Annotated in this window: 23 protein-coding genes; 12 read left to right on the top strand and 11 right to left on the bottom strand. The window is 73.4% G+C overall.

Annotated elements, in window-relative coordinates; all coding sequences use genetic code 11:
* Positions 1–60: 60 nt before the first annotated feature.
* From ACFVYX_RS23560 to ACFVYX_RS23530, 7 genes are all read right to left on the bottom strand, one after another.
* On the bottom strand, positions 61–444 hold the full coding sequence (locus tag ACFVYX_RS23560; protein WP_389683411.1) for a VOC family protein: 384 nt from the start codon (positions 442–444) through the stop codon (positions 61–63).
* Positions 445–507: 63 nt separating this feature from the next.
* Positions 508–2,697 carry a prolyl oligopeptidase family protein gene (locus ACFVYX_RS23555; RefSeq protein WP_389683410.1) on the bottom strand — a complete coding sequence of 730 codons (2,190 nt, stop codon included), beginning with the start codon at positions 2,695–2,697 and terminating at the stop codon, positions 508–510.
* The gene (locus tag ACFVYX_RS23550; protein ID WP_389683409.1) at positions 2,694–4,127 is read right to left on the bottom strand and encodes an MFS transporter; all 1,434 of its coding nucleotides are present in this window, start codon (positions 4,125–4,127) and stop codon (positions 2,694–2,696) included. The genes ACFVYX_RS23555 and ACFVYX_RS23550 overlap by 4 nt, the downstream gene beginning before the upstream one ends.
* Positions 4,124–5,104, bottom strand: coding sequence for a DUF6895 family protein (locus ACFVYX_RS23545; RefSeq protein WP_389683408.1), 981 nt, complete (start codon positions 5,102–5,104; stop codon positions 4,124–4,126). The genes ACFVYX_RS23550 and ACFVYX_RS23545 overlap by 4 nt, the downstream gene beginning before the upstream one ends.
* A gap of 80 nt (positions 5,105–5,184) precedes the next feature.
* Complete coding sequence (locus tag ACFVYX_RS23540; protein WP_389683407.1) at positions 5,185–6,432, bottom strand: radical SAM protein; 1,248 nt, start codon at positions 6,430–6,432, stop codon at positions 5,185–5,187.
* Positions 6,429–7,472 carry a DUF6895 family protein gene (locus ACFVYX_RS23535; RefSeq protein WP_389683406.1) on the bottom strand — a complete coding sequence of 348 codons (1,044 nt, stop codon included), beginning with the start codon at positions 7,470–7,472 and terminating at the stop codon, positions 6,429–6,431. Before ACFVYX_RS23535 ends, ACFVYX_RS23540 begins: the two co-directional genes overlap by 4 nt.
* Complete coding sequence (locus ACFVYX_RS23530) at positions 7,444–8,643, bottom strand: glycosyltransferase (protein WP_389683405.1); 1,200 nt, start codon at positions 8,641–8,643, stop codon at positions 7,444–7,446. The genes ACFVYX_RS23535 and ACFVYX_RS23530 overlap by 29 nt, the downstream gene beginning before the upstream one ends.
* Before the next feature lie 692 nt (positions 8,644–9,335).
* Between ACFVYX_RS23530 and ACFVYX_RS23525 the strand changes: the two genes are divergently transcribed.
* From ACFVYX_RS23525 to ACFVYX_RS23480, 10 genes are all read left to right on the top strand, one after another.
* Entirely contained in the window at positions 9,336–10,421 is a 1,086-nt protein-coding gene (locus tag ACFVYX_RS23525) for a radical SAM protein (protein ID WP_389683404.1), read from the top strand.
* 31 nt (positions 10,422–10,452) lie between these two features.
* The gene (locus ACFVYX_RS23520; protein WP_389683403.1) at positions 10,453–11,115 is read left to right on the top strand and encodes a hypothetical protein; all 663 of its coding nucleotides are present in this window, start codon (positions 10,453–10,455) and stop codon (positions 11,113–11,115) included.
* A 119-nt stretch (positions 11,116–11,234) separates the two neighbouring features.
* On the top strand, positions 11,235–11,429 hold the full coding sequence (locus ACFVYX_RS23515; RefSeq protein WP_389683516.1) for an aroma-sacti cluster domain-containing protein: 195 nt from the start codon (positions 11,235–11,237) through the stop codon (positions 11,427–11,429).
* Between the two features lie 42 nt (positions 11,430–11,471).
* Complete coding sequence (locus tag ACFVYX_RS23510) at positions 11,472–14,885, top strand: adenylate/guanylate cyclase domain-containing protein (protein WP_389683402.1); 3,414 nt, start codon at positions 11,472–11,474, stop codon at positions 14,883–14,885.
* A complete protein-coding gene (locus ACFVYX_RS23505; RefSeq protein WP_389683401.1) occupies positions 14,882–15,721 on the top strand; it encodes a S8 family serine peptidase in 840 nt (279 codons plus the stop codon). Before ACFVYX_RS23510 ends, ACFVYX_RS23505 begins: the two co-directional genes overlap by 4 nt.
* A gap of 25 nt (positions 15,722–15,746) precedes the next feature.
* A complete protein-coding gene (locus tag ACFVYX_RS23500) occupies positions 15,747–16,340 on the top strand; it encodes a GAF domain-containing protein (protein WP_389683400.1) in 594 nt (197 codons plus the stop codon).
* Between the two features lie 53 nt (positions 16,341–16,393).
* A complete protein-coding gene (locus tag ACFVYX_RS23495; protein ID WP_389683399.1) occupies positions 16,394–16,825 on the top strand; it encodes a hypothetical protein in 432 nt (143 codons plus the stop codon).
* Positions 16,826–17,390: 565 nt separating this feature from the next.
* Positions 17,391–17,894 carry an N-acetyltransferase gene (locus ACFVYX_RS23490; RefSeq protein ID WP_389683398.1) on the top strand — a complete coding sequence of 168 codons (504 nt, stop codon included), beginning with the start codon at positions 17,391–17,393 and terminating at the stop codon, positions 17,892–17,894.
* Between the two features lie 415 nt (positions 17,895–18,309).
* Positions 18,310–18,792 (top strand): MarR family winged helix-turn-helix transcriptional regulator, encoded by a 483-nt coding sequence (locus ACFVYX_RS23485; RefSeq protein WP_389683397.1) that lies wholly within the window; start codon positions 18,310–18,312, stop codon positions 18,790–18,792.
* 92 nt (positions 18,793–18,884) lie between these two features.
* On the top strand, positions 18,885–19,703 hold the full coding sequence (locus ACFVYX_RS23480) for a barstar family protein (RefSeq protein WP_389683396.1): 819 nt from the start codon (positions 18,885–18,887) through the stop codon (positions 19,701–19,703).
* Positions 19,704–19,785: 82 nt separating this feature from the next.
* Here the strand turns inward: ACFVYX_RS23480 and ACFVYX_RS23475 are convergent, their stop codons facing one another.
* The gene (locus ACFVYX_RS23475) at positions 19,786–20,649 is read right to left on the bottom strand and encodes a hypothetical protein (protein WP_389683395.1); all 864 of its coding nucleotides are present in this window, start codon (positions 20,647–20,649) and stop codon (positions 19,786–19,788) included.
* 141 nt (positions 20,650–20,790) lie between these two features.
* Complete coding sequence (locus ACFVYX_RS23470) at positions 20,791–21,405, bottom strand: VanZ family protein (RefSeq protein ID WP_389683394.1); 615 nt, start codon at positions 21,403–21,405, stop codon at positions 20,791–20,793.
* Between the two features lie 194 nt (positions 21,406–21,599).
* Between ACFVYX_RS23470 and ACFVYX_RS23465 the strand changes: the two genes are divergently transcribed.
* Positions 21,600–22,328 (top strand): DUF4230 domain-containing protein, encoded by a 729-nt coding sequence (locus tag ACFVYX_RS23465; protein ID WP_389683393.1) that lies wholly within the window; start codon positions 21,600–21,602, stop codon positions 22,326–22,328.
* 124 nt (positions 22,329–22,452) lie between these two features.
* Here ACFVYX_RS23465 and ACFVYX_RS23460 read toward each other — a convergent pair whose 3' ends face one another.
* Together ACFVYX_RS23460 and ACFVYX_RS23455 are read right to left on the bottom strand one after the other, a co-directional pair.
* Positions 22,453–23,019 (bottom strand): GNAT family N-acetyltransferase, encoded by a 567-nt coding sequence (locus tag ACFVYX_RS23460; RefSeq protein WP_389683392.1) that lies wholly within the window; start codon positions 23,017–23,019, stop codon positions 22,453–22,455.
* Positions 23,020–23,217: 198 nt separating this feature from the next.
* Complete coding sequence (locus ACFVYX_RS23455) at positions 23,218–24,936, bottom strand: PP2C family protein-serine/threonine phosphatase (protein WP_389683391.1); 1,719 nt, start codon at positions 24,934–24,936, stop codon at positions 23,218–23,220.
* Between the two features lie 294 nt (positions 24,937–25,230).
* Here ACFVYX_RS23455 and ACFVYX_RS23450 point away from each other — a divergent pair, with 294 nt between their 5' ends.
* Positions 25,231–26,190, top strand: a complete 960-nt coding sequence (locus ACFVYX_RS23450; protein ID WP_389683390.1) for an oxygenase MpaB family protein — start codon at positions 25,231–25,233, stop codon at positions 26,188–26,190.
* Positions 26,191–26,263 lie beyond the last annotated feature (73 nt).

Raw genomic sequence — 26,263 nt, 5'->3', positions numbered from 1 at the left:
CGGGCGCCTGAGGGCCGTCCGGGCGCCCCTCAGGCCGGCCGCCGGGCAGGGCGCAGGTCGTCAGACGGGCGGCAGCCGTCGGTGCAGGAGGCAGAACTCGTTGCCTTCCGGGTCGGCCAGGACGTGCCAGTTCTCGGCGCCGGTCTGGCCGACGTCGGCGGGCTTGGCGCCGAGCGCGAGCAGTCGCTCCAGCTCGGCGTCCTGGTCGCGGTCGGTGGCGTTGACATCGATGTGCAGTCGCAGCTTGCCCGCCCTGGGCTCGCTGCTGGGACTGAGGACGAGTGTGGGCTGCGGGCCGCCGAATCCGGCGCCGGGCGGTCCGATCTCGATGCTTCCGTCGTCGTCCCGGTCGAGTTCGACGTAACCGAGGACCTCGCTCCAGAACGCGGCGAGCCGTTCGGCGTCGGCGCAGTCGATGACCAGTTCACTGATGCGGCATGCCATGGCCGGCAGTTTACGTGGAGGCCCCGGGCCCGGCCAGGCGTTCCCGCGCTCCTGGCCGCCGCCTCACCGGTGCGTCGCCCGCGGGGCGGGGAGGCCCACGTGCTGGGCGAGGAACGCGAGGCACTCGGCCTGGAGCGCCACCGCACGGGACGCGGCCCGGTCGGCGTGCCCGACGCCCTGCTCGACCCGCAGCAGGACAGGTCCCGGGCCGGCCGAGGCGTGTTGCAGCGCGGCGCACATCTTGCGGGCGTGCAGCGGATCGGTCCTGGTGTCGCCGTCCGCGGCGGCCAGCAGCACCGCCGGGTACGCGGTCCCCGGCGTGACGCGGTGGTAGGGCGAGTAGCCGAGGAGTGCCGGCAGCAGCTCAGGATCCCGGGCGCTGCCGTACTCGGGCGTCCAGCTGGGGCCGAGGCCGGACAGCTCGTAGCGGACCATGTCCAGGAGCGGCGCCATGCACACCACGGCGGCGTACTTCTCCGGGTGCTGGGTGAGGGCGGCGCCGACGAGGAGTCCGCCGTTGGAGCCGCCCATGATCGCGAGCCGGCCGGGTGCGGTCCAGCCCTCGGTGACCAGCCGGTCGGCGGCGGCGGCGAAGTCGTCGAAGGTGTTCTGCTTGTGCTCCCGGCTGCCGGCCCGGTGCCACGCCTCGCCCTCCTCGCCGCCGCCGCGCAGCCCCGCCCAGGCGAACACCCCGCCCGCCCTGACCCAGGCGAGGACCTGGGCGCGGTAGCGGGGTGACATGGTGCGGCCGAAGCCGCCGTACCCGGTGAGCAGCGCGGGACGCGGCACGTCCGGGCTCCCGGTGGGGGAGAGCACGAACATGCGGACCGTCGTCCCGTCCCGCGAGGGGAACGCCACCTGACGGGTGACGGCGCCCCCGGCCGCGGGGGCAGCCCGGGCGTCCGGTGCGTTCCCCTCCCAGCGGGTCACACGGCACGTGCGCGCGTCGAAGCGGAGCACCCGCGTCGGCGTGACGAAGTCGGTGTACGCGAACCAGGCCTCGTGACTGCCGGGCGGCCCGGCCGTGAAGTCGCCGACCGCGCCGGTGCCGGGGAGCGGGACCGTGGCGACCTGCCGGCCGGCGACCAGGTCGTGCACGGTCACCTCCGCGACCGTGTCGCGTGTCCACGCCGCGAGACCCAGGGGGTGTTCGAGCTCCGGGCCGGACACCACGACGAGGTGGGTCAGCACCGCGTCGGGCCGCTCCGGGATCACCTCGCGCCAGGCGTCCGGGCCCCGGTGGAGTTCGGCCGGCCGGCACGCGACGACGCGACCGCGGGCGGCGTCGCGGTCGGTGCGCAGCCACACCAGATCCCGGGGACCGGTGCCCGGGACGGCGTGCAGGCGGGTGGCCGCGGGCCTGCCCTCCTGGACCGGCAGCAGGGACGGGCGGTCGAGCGGGCCGGCGGACAGGTCGGCCAGATAGAGGTCGGTGCCGCGGCCGGTGCCGAGCGTGGCCGTGACGCCGAGCCAGCGGCCGTCCGCCGTCACGGAGACGCTGTAGAACTGGGTCCTGTCCCGGCCTTCGCCGAAGACCACGGCGTCCGTCTCGGGCGCCGTCCCGACCCGGTGCAGACAGACCCGGCGGTGATAGCGCTCCTCGCCGGGGTTCAGTCGCGGGTCCAGGTGCCTGACGTAGTAGAACGCCTCACCCCCGGGCAGCCAGCCGATCGACGACTTCCGCACCCTGTCCACCGGCCCGTCGACGACCTTCCCGGTCGCCACGTCGATCACCTGGAGCAGCGAGTCCTCCGTGCCGTTGCTCGACACCTGACACGCGAGCAGATCGCCCTCCACGGACGGCTCCCAGGCATCGAGCACGGTCCGCCCGGACGGATCGAGGACAGCAGGGTCGAGCAGCACCCGCGCCGCCCCGCCCACCCCTTCCGCCCCCTCGCCCCGGCCCGTCCCGGCCGTCCCGGCTTCCGCGACCACGAGCACCGGATGCTCCTGGCCGGCGTCCTGCCGCAGCCAGAAGACCCGGTCGCCGCGCACCTTGGGCGACCTGGCGCGGTCGACGGCGTCGAGCGCCGCCACCTCCGCCTTCCACCGCTCAAGCCCGGGCCAGGCCGCGCGCTCCGCCGCGTAGAGCGACTCCTGTTCAGCGCTCCAGCGGAGCGTCGAGGGGTCCTCGGCGTCCTCGAGCCGACGGTACGGGTCGGGGACGCGCAGCCCGTGGAGCTCCTCGACGACGTCCTGCCGCTCCACGTGGGGGTACTGCCGCCGTGTCGGTCGCACGTCGTCGGGGGTCACTCGATGCTCCCTGGTCGATGGTGGGGCGGACGATGGACGGGCACCGAGGGGGCCGTACCGGCACCGGCCTCCGCGGCGGGTTCGTCGGGCGCACCGGCACCGGCCTCCGCGGCGGGTTCGTCGGCCGTACCGGGCAGCGCGAGCCAGGCGTAGACCCCGGAGAGCACGACGATCAGGCCGGACACCGCGAAGATCGTGTCGACCGGCCCGAACCGGATTCCCCCGGCCGAGCCCGTGAAGCCGTGGAGCACGGAGCCGGCGAGCCAGCCCGACAGGACCGCCGAGAGCATCGACGCCAGTTTCGTCACCGGATAGAACACGGCCATCACCCGCCCCCGGTAGTCCGGGGGCGCCGCCGCGAGCAGCAGCGGAGCCATCGCCGTGTTCAGGACGGTGAGCGGGACGGTGAAGACGAAGAGCAGGGCGACACCGGCGAGGAAGCCGCTCTGCCGTGAGTACGCGACGAGCAGTACACCGCTCACCAGCAGGCTGATCCAGGTGCTCCGCCGCGCCCCGAACCACTGCACGACCCGGCCCGCGCACAGTGCGCCGGTGATGCCGCCGACGCCCATGGCCATGCCGACGTAACCGTAGAGGTGGGCCTCGGCGTGGAGGTTGTCGGTGGTGAAGAAGACGTTGAGGGTGCTCAGCGCGCCGATCCCGAACTGGCCGATGACGGCGAGCAGGAGCAGCGCGACCAGGAACCTGCTGCGGGCGAAGAAGCGCAGGCCGTCGGTGAACTCCCGGCGCAGTCCGGCCCGTTGTCGACCTTCCGGCTTCCGCGTGGAACCCGGTCCGGTCGGGTCCCCTGTCGCCGGTCGTGCGCCGATGGACCGGATGGCGACGTACGACACCGCGTAGGAGAGCGCGTTGAAGAGCAGGGCCCACTGGAGTCCGGCGGTGAACAGCAGGGGCGCGGCGAGGGGCGGACCGATGATCCAGGCCGTCTCGCCGGTCGCCTGGGCGATGCCGGCCGCCCTGGCGCGGTCGGCGTCCCCCTTCACGAGGTCCGCCAGGATCGCGAAGCGCGCCGGAGAGAAGAACTGGCCGGCTGCGTGCAGCAGGAGCACCGTCGTGTAGACGAGGGCGAGCCACATCCCCTTCGGGAGGGCGTCCGTCGGCAGGAAGGAGACCACGGTCAGCAGAGCCACGAGCACGCCGCGGACCGCCTCGCTGAGCAGCATCGTGCCGCGCTTGTCCCAGCGGTCGACGAACACTCCCGCGAGCGGACCGATCACGAGCACGGCGGCGCTCGACGCCATCAGGACGCCGCTGACCGCGACCGGCGCCCACGTCTCGTCCTTCGCGAGAACGGTGGCCACCCACAGCACCAGGGTGGTGCTGAAGACGGCGTCACCGACGGACGAGACGGCCTGCCCGAGCCACAGCCGGGTGTAGTCGCGGTTGATCAGGGTCAGTCGCGGTGTCATGACGGCCCCGGCGACGAGACGGCAAGGGCCATGAGGGCGGTGACCAGGGTCGTGTGGTACGCCTTGCCGAAGAACTCCCCGACCGGGGCCGCCGCGGACGCCGCGAGCGCCGCCGACCGCCCGGGGATCGCGCCGTCGGGCCGCTGGGCACGTACGAGGCACTCCACGGCGGCGGCCCCCGAGGGCGTGCGCAGCGGATCGCTCCCCAGGATGAACTGGGTGAGGACGAGCTCCGCGGCGAGGTCCCACCGGTCGTGCGCGACGCTGTGCCGCAGCAGCCGGTCGACCAGGCCTCGCGCGTGCGCCAGGGCGTCGCCGGTGAGCCCCGGCGCGGTCCGGCCGAAGTCACCGAGATAGAACGCGGTGTGCGTGAGGGCGTACGCCTCCGGTGTGCCGAGCGGCGGCGCGTCGAGTTCCGTCACGTCGCCGGTGCGGGCGGCCGCGCGGAACGCCACCAGCGGGCTCCGCGGTACGAGTTCGGCGTACGGCTCGATGGTGTGGCGGGCGCCGGCCTTGTCCGCGTAGTAGCGGATCTCGATGCGCCGGTACGCCGACTTCCCCCGCGGCGAGAGGAAGCCGGGGTCCAGCCGGGTGAGCGCGCCCCGGCACTGCGTGTCGTCGATCCCGTCGGGGGCCAGCGCGGCGTGGATCAGCCGGTAGGTGGAGGCGTATGCGGGGACCTCGTCGAGGAGCCCGGGGAAACGCGGGTCCTGCCACAGCTTCCGTACGAGCGCCGCCGCCTCGCCGAGCGCCTCGGGGACGCCGGCCGGCCGGGCCGCGCAGTGGCACAGCAGGGCCAGCTCGAGCGCGGCCTTCGCCCTGCCGTGCGTCGCGGAACGGGCGCTGGGCGAGAACGGGTCGAAGTGGTCCAGATGCCGTCCCAGCCAGTCGAGCGCGCCGGCGGAGAGGCGCTCCAGGGGCGCTGGCGCCGGTGAGCCGGAGTGGGCGTCCGCCGGTGCGTCCGCGGGCGAGGGCAAAGGCGAGGGCGAGGGCAATGGCACAGGCGAGGGCGACCGTGGGGGCGAGGACGAGGACGAGGGCGAGGGGGAGGGCATCGCTACAGGCGCCCCGTCTCGTGCAGATGGTCGAGCAGGGCCGTGTCCACCGCGTCACGGAACCTCGCGAGCGTCCGCGCGTTCTCGTCGTAGCGGTACAGGTCCTGGCAGGCGATCCAGCGGTCGCGGGTCTCCGTACCGGGCAGGTACCCGTCGGCGACCGTGCCGACCTCCCAGTCGGGTTTGCCCGCCGTCTCCCAGCAGCTGGCCAGGGTGCCGTCGGCGCTGACCACCGCGCCGTAGCGGCCGTCGGTGTGTCCGCAGGTGACACAGGTCTTGCGGGCTCCGGGGCGGCTCACCGTGAAGCCGAGGTCGAGCGCCCGGCGCTGCCAGCGGGTGAAGGCGGCCGAGAGTTCGCCGGTGTGCAGCAGACTGTTGGCGTATCCGACGCCGACGTCGCCGACCCGGGCGAAGTACAGCGTGCACCGCGCGGGGTCGACCGCGCCCACGAGCCGGTCGATGAGCGCGTCGACCCCGTGGAAGGTCTCCTGGGACACGTTCACCCGCAGCGTCCACTGGATGGGCGAGACCTCGGAGGCCTTGACGATGTTGCGGACGATCTTGTCGAAGGTTCCGCTGCCGTCCGCCCTGCCGACCCGGATACGGTCGTGATCGGCGCGGTCTCCGTCGAAGGTGACCTGGATGGACGTGAGCCCGCGGTCGGCGAGCCGCCGTGCCAGCGACGGGGTGAGCAGCGTCGCGTTGGAGATCATCCAGGCCGAGGTGGGCGCGATGTCCGCGGCCCGCTCCAGGAGTTCAAGACAGGCGCGAGGATTGAGCAGTGGTTCTCCGCCGAAGAGAAGGATCCTGAGCTTCTCCAGACCGGCGGCGGCCATCTGACGCTCGGTGAAGCCGAGGATCGAGGTGATCGTCTCCGAGCTGAGGCGGGTCCGGGCGATCCGGGGCGGCCGGCTGCCGCCCGCCTCGTCCTGTGCGGTGTTCTGGAAGCAGTAACCGCAGCCCAGGTTGCAATGGGTGCTGGTGAGGACGGTCAGCGCGTAGGCCCTGACCCGGGCGGAGGTGAACATGCCGCTCTCGCGCAGCCGGTGTTCCGCCTCGGGATACAGACCGCCCTCGGCGGTGACGTGCCGGCCGCTGAGACGGGCCACCCCGCCCGGCCCGAGGAACCACCAGTTCCGCTCACCCTGGAGGAGGCGCGCGCCGGAGGGGAGGGGGGAGGAGGGCGCGGGCCCGGCTACCGGCGCGGAGAGCACCGCTCCCTCGGGACCCACTGCCTGGTCGGTGCTCATCGTGCCTCCCGTACGGCCCGTGCTGCTCGTCCTGCCGGTACGGGCTGTGCCGCTCGTACGGCCGGCACCGCCCCTGCTGCTCGTCCTGCCGGAACCGCCGGTGCTCCCGCCGCGGGAAGTGCCCCGGTCCGGCCGCTCGTGACGATCAGCGTCGCCAGCGCGGTCACGAGGGTCGCCTGGTAGGACTTCCGGAAGAAGTCCACGGGCGTCGCGCCGGCCGGAGCCCGCCGGAGGACCGACCGTCCCGGGATCGCGCCGCCGGGCGTCTGTACGCCGGCGAGCATCCGGAGGCCGGCCGCCCCCGACGGGGTGTCCAGCGGATCCGCGCCCAGACAGTACTGGGCGAGCACCAGCTTCCCGACGAGGTCCCACTCACCGAGCCCCACGCAGTGCTCCGTGAGCCGTTCCACGACGTGGAGCGCCCGCCTCCGCGCCTCCTCGGTCAGGCCGGGATCGCGGTGGCCGAAGTCGCTCAGGTAGAAGACGGTGTGCGTGACCACGCACACGTCCAGGTCGGCCACGGGCAGGGCGCCGGCCCGGGCCGGCAGGCTGGCCTCGTACAGCTCCCGGTACGGGGCGAACCGGTGCTCGGCGCCCGCGAGATCCGCGTAGAACCGCGCCTCCAGGTGGAGGTACGGCGACTTCCGGCGCGGCGCCAGGTAGCCGTCGGACGCCAGCCGGGCCAGCACGGAGCGCGGCGCGTCCGTGACGGCCCCGGCCGGCGCCAGAGCCGCGTACATCAGCTCGAACTGCCGTGCGTACCGCCGGTCGAGGGTGAGGAGGTGGGGGAAGTCCGGTCGCGCCCAGGCGCGTTCGACCGCTCCGGTCACCTGGTCGAGGGCCGTGTCGGCAGGCGCGGCTTTCCCCCAGTACCGGCCGAGCAGGGCGAGTTGCAGGAGGGCCTTCACCCGCGGGGTCACCGGCAGTTCGGCGCGGCCGGCCGGTGAGTCGAGGTAGCCCGCGTGCTGTCCGATCCAGTGCCGCACACCCGCGGACAGACTCGTCACGGCCTCATCGAGGCCGGCTGATCGCGTACTCATGGTCCTCCTTCGGGGTTGCGGATGCCTGGGCCACGCGCTCGACGACGTCGGCGGCGCGCGCCGCGCCGCCCGGCGCGGCCAGCCTGCCGCCGAGCGCACGGGCGCGGCTCCGCAGGCCGTCGTCGTGCCACGCCCGCTCCAGCGGCGCCGACGGATCCGCGGACGGGGTGGGAGGGACGCGTACGGCCACACCGGCCCGCACACAGGCGCCGGTGAGCAGCGGCTGCTCGGAGCCGTTGGGCGAGAGCGCGAGGGGCCGGCCGCGCAGGAGGGCGCCGAGGACGGGAGCGGAGGTGCCGTTGGCCAGCACCATTCCGGCCAGGTCGACGAGCGGGCCCATCCACGGCTTGCGGACCAGCAGGATGTCGGCGTCGGGAGCGGGCCGGGGGTCGGTGGACCGGCCCTGCTCGACCACGGCCTGGAACCGGCCGCCGGTGAAGATCTCGTTGAGCCGGGGCCACAGACTGTTGCCCCCGAAGAAACGGCCCAGATGGACGTAGACGACGGGCTTCCCGCACCGTGCGACGTGATCTCCGACCGCCTCGGCCTCTCCCGGACCGGGCGTCGGCTCCCAGGCGAGCGGGCCCACGTGCCGTACGCGCTCGGGGAGTTCCGCGCCCGGGTACTCCAGCGCGGGATCCCCGCGGAGCAGCAGGGCGTCACCGAGGAGCGGGTCGTCCTTCCACCGGGGAGCACGCCCCGCCAGAGCGGATTCGTCGCGCGTGGCGGCGTAGATGTCCCGGCAGTCGAGGGTGCGGCTCCGCCGGGTCCTGCCCAGGTGGGGTTCGTCTCCGCCGCCCGTCCGGTAGTCCCACAGATGGACCGCGAGCCCGATGACCACCACCGGAATGTCGAGTTCCTCGGCGGCGAGCAGGGCGCCGGTGCACAGCACAGAGGTGACCAGCAGGTCGGCGCCGGTGTCCCGGGCCGCCCGCAGGGTCGCCCGGTACTGGGCCGTACCGGTCTTCCCCCACCAGGTGGCGGAGAAGGCCCGCCGTCCGCCGAAGTCCTCCGCCCTCGCGAAGGGAAACCCGGCCTCCGCGACGAAGGGCGCGGCTGTGGACCGGCCGAGAACGCTGACGTGATGACCGCGGCGCCGCAGTTCACGCCCGGCCGCGAGGGCCGGGTAGAGGTAGCCGCCGTCGCTGAGCGGGCAGAGCAGGATCTTCACGACGTGCTTGCTCCCTCGGGCGGTCGGCGGGTGCGGGCCCCGGTGCGGGCCCGGGTGCGGGCCCCGGCATCGGGACGGGCGGGGCCGCGGGCCCCCCGGCTCCTGGCACGATCTGCCGAGAACCGGGTGGCCCGCGCGGTGCTTCAGACCTCGGTGACCTCGGTCAGGAGAGGTCGCTGGAGTTGTTGACGATGCAGCCGGCCTCGGCCTCCTCGTCCTCGCTGTGCGCCACGACCTCGATGTCCTCGTCGTCGGTCGGCTGCGGGTTCGTGTTCTCGGGCATGTTCGTCCTCCTCGGTCGGCGGCGTCGCTGCGCCGGATGAGAAGAAACGTACGGACGCCCGGTATGGGAACGCCTGACGGCCGGTTCGACGCCGGTATACGCCGACCCCATGGACGCGGTACGCCCCCGAAACCGGCCCGCACGCCCGGCCGCGCCGCCTTCTCGGACCCTTCGCGGGGCGCCGGGACCCGCCCCGGCCCGGGACTTAACCGATTACCAGGCGTTCCCGAACCGGAAGTGTGGCGCCCCCGGCGACGATCGGACGACACCTGGCGCGCCGCACGGGCGACTTACGCGTACGAGCGGCGTACGAGCGCGAGCCACGTACGAGAGCGGGCAGTGCACGAGAGCGACCGAACGCACGAGGACGAGCGGCGTACGAGCGCGTGACGAGCACGGAGGAGGAGACGTGGACCTGGCGGAGCTCATCGGCCTGCGGCCGGTGCCCTGCGGCGGTCTCCTGGTGGCGCTCACCCGCCGCTGCCCTCTGAGCTGCGCACACTGCTCCACCGACTCCTCCTCGACGGCGTCCGAGCGGCCCGACCCGGAGCATCTGCTGCGCTTCGTCGGTTCGTTCGGTACGGAGGACCGCCCGGAGGTGGTCATGCTCACCGGCGGCGAACCGCTGCTCCTTCCCGAGCTGGTCGTGAGCCTGGCGGGACGCGCACACGCGGCGGGTTCCCGGGTCGCGCTGCTCAGCGGCATGTTCTTCGCCCGTCAGGGGCGCGTCCCGGACAGGATCATGCGAGCGATCACCACGCTCGACCACTTCTCGGCCAGCCTGGACGTCCACCACGAACGCGAGGTTCCGCGTGGGGAGGTGCTCCGCGTTCTCCGGGAGGTCCTCGACGCCGGGATCCCTGTCAGCGTCCACCTCACGGGTACAGGCCCCGACGACCCGTATCTGGCGGAGGCCGTCGCGGACATCCGGCGCGCCTTCGCCACGGAGGTTCCCCTGCTGGTCAACGAGGTCCGGCCGCTCGGCCGCGCGGTGGGCCTCGTCCGGGAGACACCGCCCGGACCGGACGGCTCGGTCGCGGCGCCGTGCGCCCTCGCGGCCTGGCCGGTGGTCGCCTTCGACGGGACGGTGGCCGCCTGCTGCAACCAGTGGACGGTGGACCGGCGCCCCGTACCCCCGCACCTGCGGCTCGGTCACATCGCCGCAGACGACTGGCAGGCCGTACGGGCACGCTCCCTGGGCTCCCCGGTGCTGCGGATGCTGCGCGCCGTCGGCCCCCGGCGGCTGCACGCCCGCTACGGGACCTCACCCGCCCCGGAAGGCTACTGCCGCAGCTGTCACGCGCTCGCGGACCGCCCCGAGGTCCTCGCGGGCGCGGCCCGTGACGCCGGCGGCCGCGTCGGCGAACTCCTCGACCGGCTCGGCGCCGAGCAGCAGCTGGCCGCCGGACCCACCGCCCTGGTACGCCGCCTGGGCTGCGCGCGCTACGCGCACCTGGTCGAGTCGCCCCGGACAGAGGAGTACGACCGCCGATGAACCCGTCGCGTCGAACCCGTGGAGCCCGCCGATGAACACCACCGCGTCCCTCGCGCTCACGACCACGCTGACGCCCACCACGCCGGTACTCCGGGCCGCCATCGCGTCCCTCTGGCGCCCGGACGGACTGCGGCAGCGATACCCGCGCTACCTGGCCGCCATGCACGCGCTCGTACGGGCTTCGGTGCCGCTCCTCGAACGGGCCGCCGCGCGGTGCGCCGAGCTTGACGACCCGTCGGCACGGCGCCTCGCGGCGTACTGCACCCGTCATGCCGCCGAGGAGCGCGACCACGACCTCTGGCTGCTGGCCGACCTGGCCGCCGCCGGTGCCGGGCCCGACGCCGTGCCGCACCCGGTCGCCGTCGAACTTGCCGGGGCGCAGTACTACCGGATCGCACACGAGCACCCCGTCGCCCTGCTCGGCTACATCGCGGTCCTGGAGGGCAACGCCCCAGGGCCACGGCTCGCCGACCGTCTCGCCGCGGCGACCGGGCTTCCCGACGGCGCGTTCCGCACGCTCAGGGAACACGCGGAGCTCGACGGCGGTCACCTCGACGACCTCTACCGGGAACTCGACGCCCTCGGCCTGACCCCGTTCCAGCGGACCGCCGTCTCCATCAGCGCGCTGCACACGACCCACCTGCTCACCCGGCTCTTCCTCTCCCTCGCCACCGCTCCCGGAGGACACCCGTGACCGCCGCCGCCGCTTCGCACGACGACCCTTCGTCCGCCGGGCCCCCGTCCGCGCCCACCCCGGAATCGCCCACCCCGGAGACGCCCACCCCGGAGACGCCCACCCCGGAGACGCCCACCTTGGAGACGCCCACCTTGGAGGCGCTCGCCGCCGCGGGGTTCGTCGTCGACGCCCTCAGCGACGAGCAGCAGGAGGTCCTGCGCGCGCTCACCCCGGAGGAACTGGCCCTGCTCGTCGACATCAGGGGCCGGCTGGACGCGGTGGCTCCCGAGGTGCAGGCCCACGCCGACGTGGCGGGCGGCGCCCTCTTCTGACGCAGGCCGACCCGTCGACCCGTGCCCACCCCGGAGGAACCCATGCCCTGCGCCTCGTGCCGGAGCGCACTGCCGCCCGGAGCCCGGTTCTGCCCGTCCTGCGGCAGCCCGAGCACCCCCGGCCCGGTCACGGCCAAGGCGACCGGACGCAAAGTGGTGACGGTGCTCTTCTGCGACCTGGTGGGCTCCACGGCGCTGTCCGGAGCGCTGGACGCGGAGACCCTGCGCTCGGTGACGCTCCGCTGGTTCGATCTGATGCGGCTGCGGATCGAGGAACAGGGCGGCACCGTGGAGAAGTTCATCGGGGATGCGGTGATGGCCGTCTTCGGTGTGCCGGCCGTGGGGGAGGACGACGCCCGCCGGGCGCTCGCCGCGGCCCTGGCCATGCGGGAGGCGCTCGCGGGGCTCAACGCCCGGCTGGAGCAGGCCGTCGGCGTACGCCTTGAGATGCGTATCGGCGTCAACACGGGCCAGGCGGTGACCGGGTCGGCGACGCTGCGACAGGCGATGGTCTCCGGTGAAGTGGTCAACGTCGCCGCGCGGCTGGAACAGAACGCCGGGGCGGGGGAGATCGTCATCGGCCCCGACACGCTGGCGGCCGCCGGGCCTGGTGTCCGGACGACGGAGACCGGCCCACTGCTGCTCAAGGGCAAGAGCGACCGGGTCGCCGCCCACCGCCTGCTGGGCCTGGACGAGGGGGACGACCCGGAGGCCCTGCGCCGCTTCGACCTCGCCTTCGTCGGACGGACGCGCGAACTCGCCCTTCTCGACGGGGCGCTGACACGGGTGACCCGGACCCGCAGGGCCGATCGCGTGGTGGTCGGCGGGGAGGCGGGCCAGGGCAAGACGAGACTGGTACGCGAGTGGCTCCACCGGGCCGGGGGAGCGGCGGGGGAGGCGCGGGACGCGACGGGGACCGGCCCCCGCCACGGAGTCGGGCGCTGCCGGGCCCGCGGTGAGCAGCCCAGCCTCGGGCCGCTCGCCGACGCCGTGGCCGACCTCCTGAAGACCGGCGCCGCCGCGTCCGTACCCTCGCCCGAACTGGACCTGCTCCAGCAGGGCCTGCTCCTGGACGGGACGCCCAACCCCTCGCCGGCGGACACCTGCGCGGCGCTCGCCAAGGTCCTTGCCGAACTGTCCGCGACAGAACCCGTCGTGCTGGTGATCGACGACTGCCACTGGGCCGCGCAGCCGCTCTTCGACGCCCTCGACCAGCTGCTGCGCGGACTCACCGACGCGGCTGTCCTGATCGTCCTCCTCACCCGCCCCCACCTCTTCGACGTACGACCGGAACTGGCCCGGGCGGCCGTCGCCCTCACCGGGCTCACGGACGCGGAGGCACAGCTCCTGGCGGCCGAACTGGCCGGGGGCGCGGCGAGCGGCGAGCCGCTCGGCCCCCGGGTCCTGGCACGGGTCGGCGGAAACCCGCTGCACCTTGAGCAGTTGCTGGTCGCGGGGGATCCCGTCGACGCGGACAGCGTCCCGCTCCAGCTCCAGGCGCTGATCGGCGCCCGGATCGACGCGCTCGCCCCGCCGGAGCACCGGGCCCTGGGCCTGGCGTCCGTCCTGGGCGGTGACTTCACCGCCGACGAACTGACGGTGCTCGCCGCCCATCCCGCGGAGACGTGGACCGGGGCGTCGGTCCGGCCCGCGCTGCACCGGCTGGTCCTGCACCGCCTGATCAGGCCGGACGGCGAGGCGTTCCGGTTCGCCGGAGGACTGATCCAGGAGGTCGTCTACGCCACCCAGTCGAAGATGGACCGGGCCGACCGCCACGAACGGGCGGCGCGACTGGACTCGGTCCGTGAGCGGGGGAGCGCCGCGGTCGGCGCGCATCTGGAGCAGGCGTACCGCTACCGGGTCGAGCTGGGCGCCCAGGACCCGCACACCGACGGGCTGCGCCGGCGGGCCGCCGACGCGCTCGCCGAGGCCGGGCGGCTCGCGCTCGCGCACGCCGACCCCGTATGGGCCGCCGACCTGCTGTCCAGGGCCGCGGCACGGTACGGGGCGGGGGAGCCGGGGAGTACGGCGGCGCGTCGGAGACTCGGCCAGACGCTGCTTGACCTGGGGCGCGGTACGGAAGGCAGAGCGTTGCTCGAAGAAGTGCTGGCCGAGGCGTCGGCCGACGGCGCGGCCACGGTGGAGGCCGCGCACGCGCGTCTCGCCCTGGCGTCGGCCGGCCCGTCTGCCGGCCGGAGTGCCCCTGGACGTGAAGAGCTTTCCGTCCTTCCTCCCGGCCCCGGCGGGTCTCTCCTCCCGCCCCCCGGACGCGACGAGACACCCGCCGAAGCCGCCGACGCCACCCTGCCGGTCTTCGCCGCGGCCGGCGACGATCTGGGCCAGGCCAAGGCCTGTCTGCGGCTCGCCCAGCGCGCTCAGGAACAGGGCCGGCACGGCGAGGCGGAGCGGCTGCTCGTCCGCGCGCTGGACCACGCCGTACGGGCGGACGCCGAGCCGGAGCGGGCCGCCGCCCTCGGCGCGACGGGGGTCTCGCTCTGGCGTGGCCCTCAACCGGTCGCGGACGCCGTCGCCCGCTGCCGTGAGCTTCTCGCCGACCAGGGGGCCGGCCGTCGGGCCGTCCGGTTGACGCTCAACTGCCCGCTGGCGGTACTCCTCGCCCTGCAGGACGACCGAGACGGGGCAGGCGAGTGCCTGGCGGAGGCGGAACACCTCGCGCAGCGGCTCGGGTACGCCGAGGCCGACGCGTTCCTGCCGATCTTCACCGCGACCGTCGCCGACCTGGCGGGCCGGCCGGAGGAGGCGCTCAGCAGCCTGGAGCGGGCCGCCACCGCCGCGCGGGAACTCGGCGCCACGGCGCTGCGGCGCGCTGCTCTGCAGGATGCGGCCCGTATCAGGCTGGACCTCGGCGACTGGCGTACCGCCCACGCCCTCCTCGCCGAACTTGAGGGGGAGCGGGCGGAACCGGTCCGGCCGCGAGCCGAGTCGGCCGACCTCGACGGCCTGCGCGCCCGGATCGCGGCGGCGCGAGGGCGGTCCGAGGCGGCGACCCGGCTGGCCGCCAGGGCGTTGGCGACGGCAGCCCACACCGACTCGCCCATCGTCCAGGGCCTCGCCGCCCTCGACCTGGCCCGTACGGCCCTCGTGCTGGGGCGCCCGGCCGCGGCGGTGGAGGCGGCGGCCCGCGCCCGCGGGTGCTTCGCGGCCAAGGGCCATCTCCCCGCCGTACGTCTGGCGGAGGCGACGACGGTCAAGGCCGCGGCCGCACGCCGCCAGGAACCCGAGGCCGCGGCCGTACGCCGGCCCCATCTCGCCCCCCACACCGATGCCGAAGCCGATGCCCATCCCGAATCCGGTCCCTCCCTCCGCCGCAGCCGCCCGCCGGGCTCGCCGGGACACCAACCGGCTGCCGGACGCGTCACGGACCCCGGAAGTGACACGGACTTCGTCACGGACTCCGGACGCGTCACCGGCGCAGGAGAGGAGGCACCGCGATGACCACCGCGCGGCGGCCGGCGCCCGGACTCACCTGGGGGCTTCGAGGGCGTGGCCCCGAGGACGTACCCGTGGAGGCCGACGGGCCGCCGGACGCACCCGAGGGGGGCCTCGGCCTCCTCGGGGGTACGGGGAGCGGCATCCGTGTCTGCGTGGTCGACTCGGGTGTCGAACGGGAGCACCCCATGGTCGGCCCCCTCGCCGGTTCGTGGCGTGTCGTCAAGGACGACGAGGGGGTGCGGGTCGAGGAGACGGAGGAGGGGGACGCCTGCGGTCACGGCACAGCCTGCGCCGGGATCATCCGGCGTACCGCGCCGGACTGCGAGCTGACCAGCGTCCGGGTCCTCGGGGAACGTTTCTCCGGCAGCGGCGACGTCCTGCTGGAAGGCATCCGGTGGGCCGTACGCCAGCGGTTCGACGTGGTGAACCTGAGCCTGTCCACCAGCAGTGACCGTTTCGTGGAGCAGCTGCGCCGGCTGGCGGACGAGGCGTACTTCCAGCAGACGGTGATCGTGGCCTCGGCGCACAACACGCACGTGGAGAGCTTTCCCTGGCGCTTCTCCTCGGTGATCTCGGTGGGCAGCCACCAGGAGGACGACCCGGACCTCCACCTCTACAACCCCGAGCCGCCGGTGGAGTTCTTCGCGCCGGGCCAGCGGGTCCAGGTGGCGTGGCTCGGCGGTACGTCGATCCGGAGCTCCGGCAACAGCTTCGCCACACCGTTCATCGCGGGGCTGTGCGCGCGGATCCTGTCGAGCCGGCCCCGGCTGACACCGTTCCAGCTGAAGAACGCCCTGTACCTGTCCGCAGCCAACGTCCGTGTCCACGGACGCCGGTAACGACCGGCGCCGGAAGGGAACCCCCATGGCTCAGACGATCACTCCCGTCGCGTCCGCGGCACGCCAACCCGATCCGGCCATGGAGGAACTCCTGCAGTCGGTGGTGGACACCGCGCGCGCGATCTTCGGGGCGCAGGCGAGTTCCATCCTGCTTCTGGAGGCCGCGGCGGACGAGCTGGTGTTCGAGGCGGTGTCCGGGCAGGGACAGGACTTCCTGGTCGGCCGGCGGTTCCCGGCCGGGCGGGGGATCGCCGGGTGGGTCGCAGCCTCGGGGGAGCCGATGGTGGTCGACGACCTCCATGACAGCGCGTCGTTCGACAGGGACATCGCGGAGTCCACCGGCTACGTTCCGAACGCGCTGATGGCCGCCCCTCTCATCCACGGGAACCAGGTACTCGGGGTCCTCGAGGTGCTCGACCCGACCCCGCAGGCCCGTTTCAGCCTGACGGAACTCGACCTGCTGTGCCTCTTCGCCCGCCAGGCCGCCGTAGCCCTGTACGTCCTCACCACCCACGCGCGACCCCGGCCGACGCCGCACCCCCCGGCCGCCCCTGACGACCCCTCGCGCACCGAACTCCTGCGCCTCCTCTCGGAGGCCCGCCGCCTCCTCGGGGAGTGAGAGGAGCGGAGCCGAAGCGACGGCGGTTTTCCACGTCTCCGTAGGGTGTGGCCATGTCACTGAGCCGCACCGTCCTCTCCTCCGGCCGTTCGATCGACCTCTCCGATCTGCGGATGACCTCGACGTACGGGGGGATGCTGGAGGGCTACCCGTGCAAGCGCGTCAACGACTTCAAGATCGGGGGTCGCCTCCGGGCCGCCGAACGGGCCTTTCCCGGCACGCCGGTCCACCTCGTCCCGCCTGCCCTGGCGTACCCGGACGGGACGGCCGGTGCGTTCGGCCCTGTCGAGGTGCTGCCGTCCGTGGCCTGCGTCGGCCTCTTCCACTCGGGCGCGATCGCCCCTGACGCGGACCAGGTGCTGTTCCGCTCGGCCCTCGCCGTCGTCTGGTTCCAGGCGACGCCGGCCGTCCCGACGGAGGACAGCGCGGACGCCGGCCTCCGCGACATCCCCTGGGAGGAACTGGCCCAGGACTACGAGCTCTAGGGAGCAGAGCGGTGCGAGGGGGACGAGGGGAGGGGCCCGAAGCAGCTGTGGAAGCTGGGGGTTCTGGCGGAAGCTGAGATTCTCACCCATCGACTTCCCCCTCCGGGCGCGTGCCAGCGTGACGCGGTGACGAAGATGCTCGTATAGACGATCAGCGCTGGTCCCGGGGAGCAGCAGGCGCTGTACGAGCTCGAGGACGCGACGACGGAGAAGGCGTTCGTCCTCGGCGAGTTCTACCGGCGCGACGCCGCGTGGCCGTTCCGCGCGGTGAGGGTACGACTCCGGGCTCGCGGAGGTCTTCGGCATGGGGGGCGGGGTCCCGGCGGGGGTCCCCGGGCTCGGGCCCGTACTCATCGAGGGCGTGGCCATGGTCCCGGCGTCCGATGCCACGCCGTGGTCAAGGCGGTGTGGGCGTGAGAAGCCGTGCCGTACCGATCATGGAGTCTGTCGATCGAACGAGAGTCTCGACGGTGATCACGGGCCTTGCCCGGCGTGAGAGCAGATCCTGGCGGTGTACGGGGAAAATCCAGGGGAGCGGACGGCCGCGCTGCTACGGTCGGGCGCCATGAGCTGGCTTCCCGATGACTTCGTCCACCCCGTCCTGGTACCGCTACCGGGCGGTGGTCATCACCTGCGGCCGATCCGGGAGGCGGACACCCCGCTCGACTATCCGGCTGTGATGGGTTCGCGCGAGCGGCTGTGGACCATTTTCGGCCCGGCCTGGGGCTGGCCCGCGGACACCATGACCTACGAGGCCGACCGGGCCGACCTTCTGCGGCACGAGAAGGAGATCGCCGCGCACCAGTCCTTCAACTACGCGCTGTTCGACGCGGCGGAGACAGTTCTGCTCGGCTGTGTCTACATCGACCCGCCGGAGAGGGCCGGCGCGGACGGCGAGATCTCCTGGTGGGTGGTGGACGAGCTGGTGGGCAGCGAGGTCGAGCAGGCCTTCGACGCGCTGGTGCCGCAGTGGATCGCCGCCGACTGGCCGTTCGAGCAGCCGCGTTTCCTCGGCCGTGAGATCTCCTGGTCGGACTGGCTCGCCCTGCCGCAGCATCCCGACAGGTAAGTGGCTCCTGCTGGCCCTGGCGATGTCCATGGAGTCGTACGACCTGGACCCCGGCGCCCCGGGTCAGCCGCACGGTCAGGGGAATCTGGTCCTGCTCGCCGTCGGCTCCTTGGTGTCCGTCGGGGCACCTGGCTTCTGAAGGCTACCCGCAAGCCCGGGGCGCGGCTGCTCGCCGACGGGCTCATCGCTCTCCGGCTGTTCGCTGTCGTGATGTTCACGAGCGTCCTCACCGTCGACCTCGTCAACGGCTGAGAGCGCCGCTCCCGCCTGGTCGCGACCAACAGCGCCATGCCCGCAGCTGTTTGAGCAGCACGCCTCCGCGCTCGGCTGACGCCGAAACTCAATATGAAACGATCAGTGGGAGATCGATCACGCGACCGGCGGCACGTGCACGCGGAGATGTAGCGTCGTGACCATGGAACTGTTGAGCGGCAGTGTTACTGACCAGGCGCCCGCTGATCCGGCCGCCACGGATGACATGCTGGCCGGCCAGCCCATCGGCTATTGGAGCGGTCTCGCCCACGAGGCTGTGACCCGGCATCTGCGTGACGTCATGGCCCGGGTCGATGTCACCCAGCCGCAGTACTGGGTGCTCAACCGAGTGAACGGCGGCCCCACGGCCCCCAGCCGTGAAGAGGTGAGCGCCCAGCTGACTCCCCTCGCGGGTGGGGAGCGCGAGATCCCTCGGGTCATCGACCAGTTGCTTCACCGCGGCTGGCTACGGCTCGACGCCCAGCAGAACCTGCACCTGACCGATGCCGGCGAGGCTGCCAGGGCCCGGCTTCGCGGGCTGGTCACGGAGGTCCGCGCGGAGGTGCACAAAGGCATCAGCGACGAAGAGTACGTGGCCGCGCTCAAGGTGCTGCGCACGATGATCGCCAACGTCGGGGGATTCTAGCCACCTCATTGCCGCTGCGGCGTCGGATGAGGGTCCGGATGCGAGGACGTGCATCAGGAGAAGTAGCGGTTCTTGGGGGGCTTGGGGGGGCGATGCGAACATCACGGCGGGGCGGCGAGGGGCAGAGGTTCGCGCTGACCTCGGACGAGGACGACAGCGATTTCTGGGGCTTCGCTCACGAGGCCGAGGGGTTGTTCACGCCGCTGCCGGATGAGGAGGGAGCGCGCCGAGTGCACCTCGCGGGTTGCCTCCCGCAGGGTGGCCTGTTGAAGAGCGCCGACCGCGTCGGCAGTCGTCGTGCCGAGGCGGGAAACGCCTGGTTCGAGCTTCTTGACGGCGACGGTGCCGCCATGGGGTGCTACTTCGTCAATGAGGTCACCGTCGTCGACGTCAAGCCGTCCGCCCACGGAGCCGGCCTCGTCGACCTCACGGTGACGCTGTGGTGCGAGGACGCCCTGCCTGGGGCGGACGCGGTGTGGGACTTGGTCCGCCTCGGTCGGCTGAATCGCACCGGCATGTGGCACGAAGGGGCTCCCGAGGGCAGAGAAGCGTGGCTGGCGGTGGCGCTGTGGTCCCGGAGGTACCGGCGTCAGGGAGAGTCGGATGCTCCGGCAGGGCAGGTGTTCACCGTCGACGGCAGGTACATCGTCGACAAGGACAGCTTTTTCTGCGCGATCGGCGAGGCCGTCAACGGCCCCGGCGGGTACTTCGGCTGGAACCTTGACGCTCTGGACGACTGCCTGACCGGTGGTTGGGGCGCCTCCACTCCGTTCACCTTGTACTGGGATGCCTCGGCCGAGTCTCGGGCACGACTGGGGGCGCGCGTGCCCGTCGGCGATCGTGAGGTGGCGCTGTTCGACCTGCTCCTGGAGATCTTCGAGAAGCGGGGCGTGAGCGTCATCCTTCGGTGACGGCTTCGACGCTTCCGGGTGTCGGTCCGGAGCACCCGGAGCAGCGCACGCGCCACGCCTTCTCGGTGATCGAAAAAGGCGATCAGAGGCCGAAGAGTTCGGCGCCTGCCAGCAGGCCGAGGGCCGTGCCGGCGGCCAGCAGGGGGAGGGCCAGGACGAGGAGGAGTGCCGTGCCGGCCAGGAGTTGGGCCGTGGTGCGGCGGCGGAGTTGGCAGACGGCCGGGTCTCGCGGGTCGTAGGTGATCTCCTCCTCGTCGCGGCCGCCGTTCGAGCCTCGGTAGCAGCGCGGCACACCGTCGGCGTCGATGAACCGGTACACGTACAGGGCGTCGGGATCGCCCGCGTCGAGGGAGCCCGAGTTCTCCCGCTGCCCGTCGACGGTGATGCCCCGCATGAGCAGGACCCAGCCCTGCCGGGCGGATGTCCACCCGAGAGCGGTGAGGGAGACGCCGGCGCCCGCGAGGAGGGGGACGAACACCCAGTACAGCGCCCCTTCCCAGGTCTCCGTGATCAGCAAGGCCGCCAGTACCAGGCAGAACACGACGGCCGCCATGGTGCCGGCCCGCACCTCGCGCAGCCGTGACAGCCCCGACCCCTCGGGGCGCCCCCGCCGTTCCACAGTGACCTGCCGCGAGCCGGGTGTCCGGGGCTCGTCCGCGTCCCGTTCGGGCAGCGCCTCGTCCAGCACCGCGAGGAAGCGCTCCACCGCGAACCGGCTGCGGGAGTCCAGCAGATATGTCACTGCCGCCTCCCCCGCGCCCGCCCCGGTCAGGACGACGGCCAGCCTGCGCCCGCCGCGACCCCGCGCCTCCACGCGCTCGATCGCCGCCACCGGGATCCGTCGCAGCTCCCGCCGCGAGTCGAGCAGCAGCTCACCGTTCCGCAGCCGCGCACGCCGGCCGAAGCGTCCGTGAAGTACGAGTGGGGAAGAGGCCTTTGGGGTCACCCGCTGATCCTAGGAGGCGCCCCGCCCTGTCATGTCCTGTGCGTCAGGACGGATCGGCAGAGCCTCCGACCGTACCCGTCGTACGGGGCCGCGCTCCGGGTCGGTCCCCGCCGTGGCGCACATCGCTGATCGGTGGGTGCCTCAGCGGACCGAGCGGGGTGTACGTCGTCGCCATCGGCGCCGGGCGCGGGGGTGGACCGCGCGGCCCATGCGCCGTCCGGCGGCCAGATAGCCGAGCAGTGCGCCGGCGGTGTTGAGGAGGACGTCGTCGACGTCGAAGGCGCGTCCGGTGATCAGGGCTCCCTGGATCAGTTCGACGACCAGCATCGTCACCACCGTGAGCAGGCTCACGCGCAGCAGGCCTCGTGTCCTGCGCGACAGGAGCGGCAGGAGGATGCCGAACGGCACGCCGAGTGCCACGTTGCCGCCGAGCTGCTTGACGGTTTCCACGAAGCCCGGCTGCTGGAGGTAGGCGCGGATCGAACTGCCCGGCGTCAGGTTGTTGTGGGTGAGCGGCGCGGACGCGGGGGACGTGTTGAGGGTGAGGCGGGCCAGCGCGATCGCGAACACCACCATGCCCGCGAGTGCCACCAGCGCCACCAGTGCCCGCACCACCCGTCCCGGTCTGCGCCGCGGGGTCTCCTCCCCGGTCCCCGGCGGTGCGGTGCGTGGTGGCATGTCGCGTGCGGCGCTGTCCGCCTTCGCCGCCCCGCCCCCGGAGGTCCGCACGCCCCGGTCGCGTCTTCGCATCCTCATACCCGTCCCCCTGCCTCAGGCTTTCCCGGAGGGGTTCGACTACCCGGGCGGCCGCCCGGCAATCCGGCGCCGGGTCACAGGCGGCGGCCCCGTCCACTGTCCACCGTTGGCTGTGCCCGCCTCAACTCCGCCTCACGCCGAGGCAGTTCGGGGTGCTGGTGAATGACGACGCACCTGGCGGGCAGCAGACTCCTATGCGAGACGACCGCGACGAACCACGTGACCGTGACGAACCACGTGACCGCGACGACCCGGGAGGCAGACCCGCGCGCCCGGGGAGGCGACGTGGGCGCGGGGCCCGGAAGTGGCCCGGCGTCGCCGTCGTACTCCTCGCGCTGTCCCTGGCGCTGCTCCTGCTGGGGCGGTTCTTCCAACTGCCGGGCCTGGGCTCCCTGTTCGGTTCCGATATCCACGACCGTTCCGGCCCGGCCGTCCTGAAGTCCATCCAGGACATGAACCGCCATGAAGGCGCCCTCGGCACCTACCAGGTCGTCGTGGACCTGGAGAAGGACGCCAGGTTCCTGCCCGACGCGATCCGGGGCACCCGCACCCTGTACGTGGCCACCGGCAGCGTCAGCGCGTACGTCGACCTCGCCGGCCTCGGGCGCGACGCCGTCACCATCGACGACGCGCGCACCACCGCCACGCTCCGGCTGCCGCACGCGCGGCTGGCCGAACCCTCACTGAACCCCGAGCGGTCCTACGCCGTCTCGAAGCAGCGGGGCCTCCTCGACCGGCTGGGCGACCTCTTCTCCGACAACCCCGCGAGCGAACGCGCCGTCCACACCCTCGCCGCCCGGCATATCGGCGAGGCCGCCCGCGAGAGCGACCTCACCACCCGCGCCGAACGCAACACCACCGCCATGCTCCAAGGGCTGCTCCACGCCCTCGGCTTCGAGCGCGTCACCGTGACCTACACCTGAGCTTCTCGGCTCCTGTTCTCCGGCGAACCGACGCCCGGGCCGACGGCGCACCCGCCCTCACCCGGCGGGAAGCACGCCGAACCGGCCGCCGTCAGCCAGCGCTGCGCGCCGCCGCCCCGTGCCCTCAGTCCCCCCGCGCGGCGCCCCGTCGGCCCGGCGCGGGCCGGTCGATCCGGTAGACGTAGTGCAGGCGGTCGTCGATCGGGTTGTCCGGCTCCAGGTCGCCCTCGGCGACCCGTACCAGACCCGCCTTCTCCAGGGCCCGCCACGATGCCCGGTTCGCGGCCACCACCGGGACGACGATCGAGGGGGTGCGCGGGTGGTCGAGCCAGGTGCGTTCGATCATGGCGCGGACGAGGCGCGGGCCGACGCCCCGGCCGGTGAGTGCCGGATCGCCGATCAGGTAGTCGATCGAGGCCGTTTCCGCGGGGACGTCGAGGACCGCCGCCAGCTCCTCCCGGTACTCCGGGTAGTCGCCCCAGAGACACCGCTGGACCAGCCCCACCGGTACGCCGCCCAGCAGGGCGATCCAGTCCTCCGCGGGCTCCTCGCCCCGGGCGACCGGGCCGAAGTCGCGGGCCACGGCCGCCGCGTCCGTCTCGTGGTTCCACCAGCGCGCGACGTGCGGCTGGGAGAGCCACCGCCGGAGCAGGGGGAAGTCCTCCTCGGTGACTCGGCGCCAGGTGATCACCTGTACTCCTCCGTCTCCCTGCCCCGGTATGCGCTCCGCGCCATGATCCCAGGAGGCGTTCGCTCCCGCACCGGGATTCCGCTGCCCCTCAGGAATCCCGTCTGCCGGCACACACACTGGTGACGGCGGCTCAGGCGAGCGCCCGGACCGCGTAGAGGGCGCCAGGTCCGGTGGCCGGGGTCCCCACCCCCGGAGCCCTCAGTCCACCCGTATGCCCAGGACGCACGCGTCGTCCTCGTGGCCCGCGAGCTCCGTGTCGGACAGCAGCGCGTCGATGACCTGCCGGGGGGTCGAGGGGGACGATGCCGCCACCGCGCGAGCCAGCCGGTCGATGCCCACGGTCACGTCCTCGCCCCGGCGTTCGACCATGCCGTCGGTGTAGAGCACCAGCAGGTCGCCCGGCTGGAGCTGTGTCGACGAGGTCTCGTACGCGTATCCCGGGAGCGCGCCGAGGAGGGGGCCGCGCTGGTCGGCGCTCATGGGCTCGGCGTGGCCGTCGCGGAGGAGCAGCGGCGCGGGATGGCCGGCGTCCGCCCAGTGCAGGACCTTGTCCTCGTCGAGGTGGCCGGCCACCACCGTGGCCGTCTGCCCCGCCGGGTCGCTGCACACCAGTTCGTTCAGCCAGGTCGTGATCTCCCCGGCGGACGCACCCGTCTGCGCCAGGCCCGCGAGCGCGTGCCGCTGCTGCGCCATCCGGGCCACGGCGTCCAGGCCGTGCCCCGACGCGTCGCCGATCGCCACGAGCACCCGGCCGTCCGGCAGCAGCCGGCACTTGTACCAGTCGCCGCCGACCGCCGCGTCCGGCTCGGCCGGCCGGTAGGAGGCGGCCACGGTCAGCCCGACCGCCGCCAGCGCCTCCGAATGGGTGGGGAGGATCGCCTCCCGCAGGGCGTCCGCGACCCGCCGTTCCGCTTCCGTCTGCCGTCGCAGCCGGTCCGACTCCCGCTCCGTCTCGGCGAGCCGCCGCCGGCTGCGGATCTGCGGCGTGAGGTCGCGGGCCACCAGGTTGAGGGCCCAGGCCCTGCCGTCCGTCCCGGTGACGGGGCGTGCGAGGAGGTCGAGCGTACGGAGCTCGCCGAGGATGACGAAGCGGAGCCGGGTCCAGGCGGGTTCCTCGCCGGCGAGGACCGAGGTGAGGAACTCGGAAAAAGCCGTCAGATCGTCCGGCAGCAGCGCGTCGCACAGCTGCTCCAGCGTCCACGGCATGCGGACGTCGGCGTGGAAGATCCGGCAGAGCCCCTCCGACCAGGTGATCTTCCCGGAGAGCAGGTCCCAGTTCCCCCACCCCATCGACGCCAGGAACTGCGCGTCGATCGTCAGCAGATCCGCCTGGCTCTGTACGGGCTGCCACGTCGCCAGCACCTGCTTGCCGCACCGGGCCGCTGAGTACAGCAGCGGGGCCCGGTGGATCCGGCCGAGCCGCTGCTCGGTGTAGTCGACGACCCGCCCGTCCAGGGGCTTGCCGGTGTCCACCACGTCCGCGAGGGCGGCCAGCAGACCGGAGTTCGCGGCGCCTGGCCGTGCCTCCAGGAACCGCTGGCCGACCTGGTGGTCGGGCTGTTCCAGCCAGTCCGCAGACCGGACGCGGTTGCCTGCCACGATGCGGAAGTCCAGGACGGCACCCGTCTCGTCCCCCACCGGTTCGAGCAGCACGGCCGAGGCGGGGATCGCGGCGAGCACCGAGCAGACCCCGCTGCCGCCGGGCTCGTGGGTGCTGCACAGGCACGACGTCTCGCCGTCCGTCTCCGCGGACGGCGGGAGCACCGCAAGGGACTGCAACGGCGACGCCAGCTCCGTACCGCCCGATCCGCCCAGGGGGCGCTCCGCGGTCCTGCGTACGGATGCGCGCAAGCTGGAGATCTCACGGCCGATCATGCCCTTGAGGGCGTCGATGCTGTCGGGCAGGGGAAAGCTCATCGGCTGCCTCCGCGAACCACATGACGCGCCGCTCACCTCCGAGTACCGATGGCACGCCGCCCGGGCTCCGCTGACCACTCGACTGATGACGATGACGATGGTGATGGTGATGGCCGGTACGGGCACCGGGCCCCGGCCACCACGAGGCGGGTGCCCGGCGACCAGTCCGTTCATGCGTCCCGGCCACGAACAACCGGCAGGGCCGTCGCGCGCGCGTCCGGCGCCCGCGCTCTCTCGCCCGCCGCCTCAGTCACCGCTCCGCCCGGCGTGTCCGCCGGGCGGCATACTGGATGTGTGCTTCGGTCACCGCCGTGCGTCGGCGCTCTGCGGGAGCGAGCCGGTGAGGCACTGCTGCACCGGGTCGCGGGCCCCGAGGCGCACCGGAAACGAGACCGCATCCACGGCACACCCGGCCCCCGCTGGTTCGGCCCCGACCGTCCCGTCCGGGTGGTGCACGGGGACGCTTCGATGTACGCCGGCGGTCTCGCCGCCCTCCTGCTCCAGTCCCTCCACCCGTCCGCGATGGCGGCGGTCGCCGCCCACTCGGGCTTCCAGGGGGACCCCTGGGGGCGTCTCCAGCGGACCAGCACGTTCCTGGCGGTCACGACGTTCGGGACCGGCCACGACGCGGAGCTGGCGGTGGCGCGCGTACGGGAGGTGCACGCGCGCATCAGCGGCACGACGTCCGAGGGCGTGCCGTACCGCGCCTCGGATCCTCATCTCCTCGGCTGGGTGCACGTCGCCGAGACGGAGTGCTTCCTCAGGGCCCACCAACGGTACGGAAGGGCTCCCCTCGGTCCTGCCGACGAGGACGGGTACGTGGCCGACATGGCCGAGGTGGCGCGGCGGCTCGGCGCGGAGCGCCCGCCCCGGACGCGCGCCGCACTCACGGCCCGGCTGGCCGAGTACCGGCCCGAGCTGCGCGCCACCCCCGAATCCCGGGCCGCGGCGCGCTTCCTGCTGTCGGAACCACCGCTGCCGGCGCTCGCCCGGCTTCCCTACGGATTCCTGGCGGCCGCGGCGGTCGAACTGCTGCCGGGGTGGGCGCGAACGGCCCTCGACCTGCCGATCGGCACCCGGCTCATGCTGCCGCTGGCCCGACCGGGCGGCCACGCGGTCACCGCCGCCCTCCGCTGGGTGATCACGGCCCCGCCGCGCCCGCCTTCGTCACCCCGCGGAGCGGCGGGGCCGCCTCGTCCTGAAGAGTGGGAGAGCCCGGGGGATGACGGACCCGGCCGCCTCACACCGCCGTAGCGCGATCGCACGCGGTGACCGTGGCCGCACGGGGGCATGGAAGGGGGCTCGGCGCTCGCGGCCGGCCGGTGAG

This window comes from Streptomyces sp. NPDC058326, from assembly GCF_042879855.1.
GTDB lineage: Bacteria > Actinomycetota > Actinomycetes > Streptomycetales > Streptomycetaceae > Streptomyces.
This window is presented reverse-complemented; position numbering and strand designations above follow the sequence as displayed.

Coding starts and splice junctions, on each gene's coding strand:
- ACFVYX_RS23560 (WP_389683411.1), bottom strand. CDS start 444: ATGGCATGCCGCATCAGTGAACTGGTCATCGACTGCGCCGACGCCGAA.
- ACFVYX_RS23550 (WP_389683409.1), bottom strand. CDS start 4,127: ATGACACCGCGACTGACCCTGATCAACCGCGACTACACCCGGCTGTGG.
- ACFVYX_RS23540 (WP_389683407.1), bottom strand. CDS start 6,432: ATGAGCACCGACCAGGCAGTGGGTCCCGAGGGAGCGGTGCTCTCCGCG.
- ACFVYX_RS23535 (WP_389683406.1), bottom strand. CDS start 7,472: ATGAGTACGCGATCAGCCGGCCTCGATGAGGCCGTGACGAGTCTGTCC.
- ACFVYX_RS23520 (WP_389683403.1), top strand. CDS start 10,453: ATGAACACCACCGCGTCCCTCGCGCTCACGACCACGCTGACGCCCACC.
- ACFVYX_RS23510 (WP_389683402.1), top strand. CDS start 11,472: ATGCCCTGCGCCTCGTGCCGGAGCGCACTGCCGCCCGGAGCCCGGTTC.
- ACFVYX_RS23505 (WP_389683401.1), top strand. CDS start 14,882: ATGACCACCGCGCGGCGGCCGGCGCCCGGACTCACCTGGGGGCTTCGA.
- ACFVYX_RS23500 (WP_389683400.1), top strand. CDS start 15,747: ATGGCTCAGACGATCACTCCCGTCGCGTCCGCGGCACGCCAACCCGAT.
- ACFVYX_RS23495 (WP_389683399.1), top strand. CDS start 16,394: ATGTCACTGAGCCGCACCGTCCTCTCCTCCGGCCGTTCGATCGACCTC.
- ACFVYX_RS23490 (WP_389683398.1), top strand. CDS start 17,391: ATGAGCTGGCTTCCCGATGACTTCGTCCACCCCGTCCTGGTACCGCTA.
- ACFVYX_RS23485 (WP_389683397.1), top strand. CDS start 18,310: ATGGAACTGTTGAGCGGCAGTGTTACTGACCAGGCGCCCGCTGATCCG.
- ACFVYX_RS23480 (WP_389683396.1), top strand. CDS start 18,885: ATGCGAACATCACGGCGGGGCGGCGAGGGGCAGAGGTTCGCGCTGACC.
- ACFVYX_RS23470 (WP_389683394.1), bottom strand. CDS start 21,405: ATGAGGATGCGAAGACGCGACCGGGGCGTGCGGACCTCCGGGGGCGGG.
- ACFVYX_RS23465 (WP_389683393.1), top strand. CDS start 21,600: ATGCGAGACGACCGCGACGAACCACGTGACCGTGACGAACCACGTGAC.
- ACFVYX_RS23455 (WP_389683391.1), bottom strand. CDS start 24,936: ATGAGCTTTCCCCTGCCCGACAGCATCGACGCCCTCAAGGGCATGATC.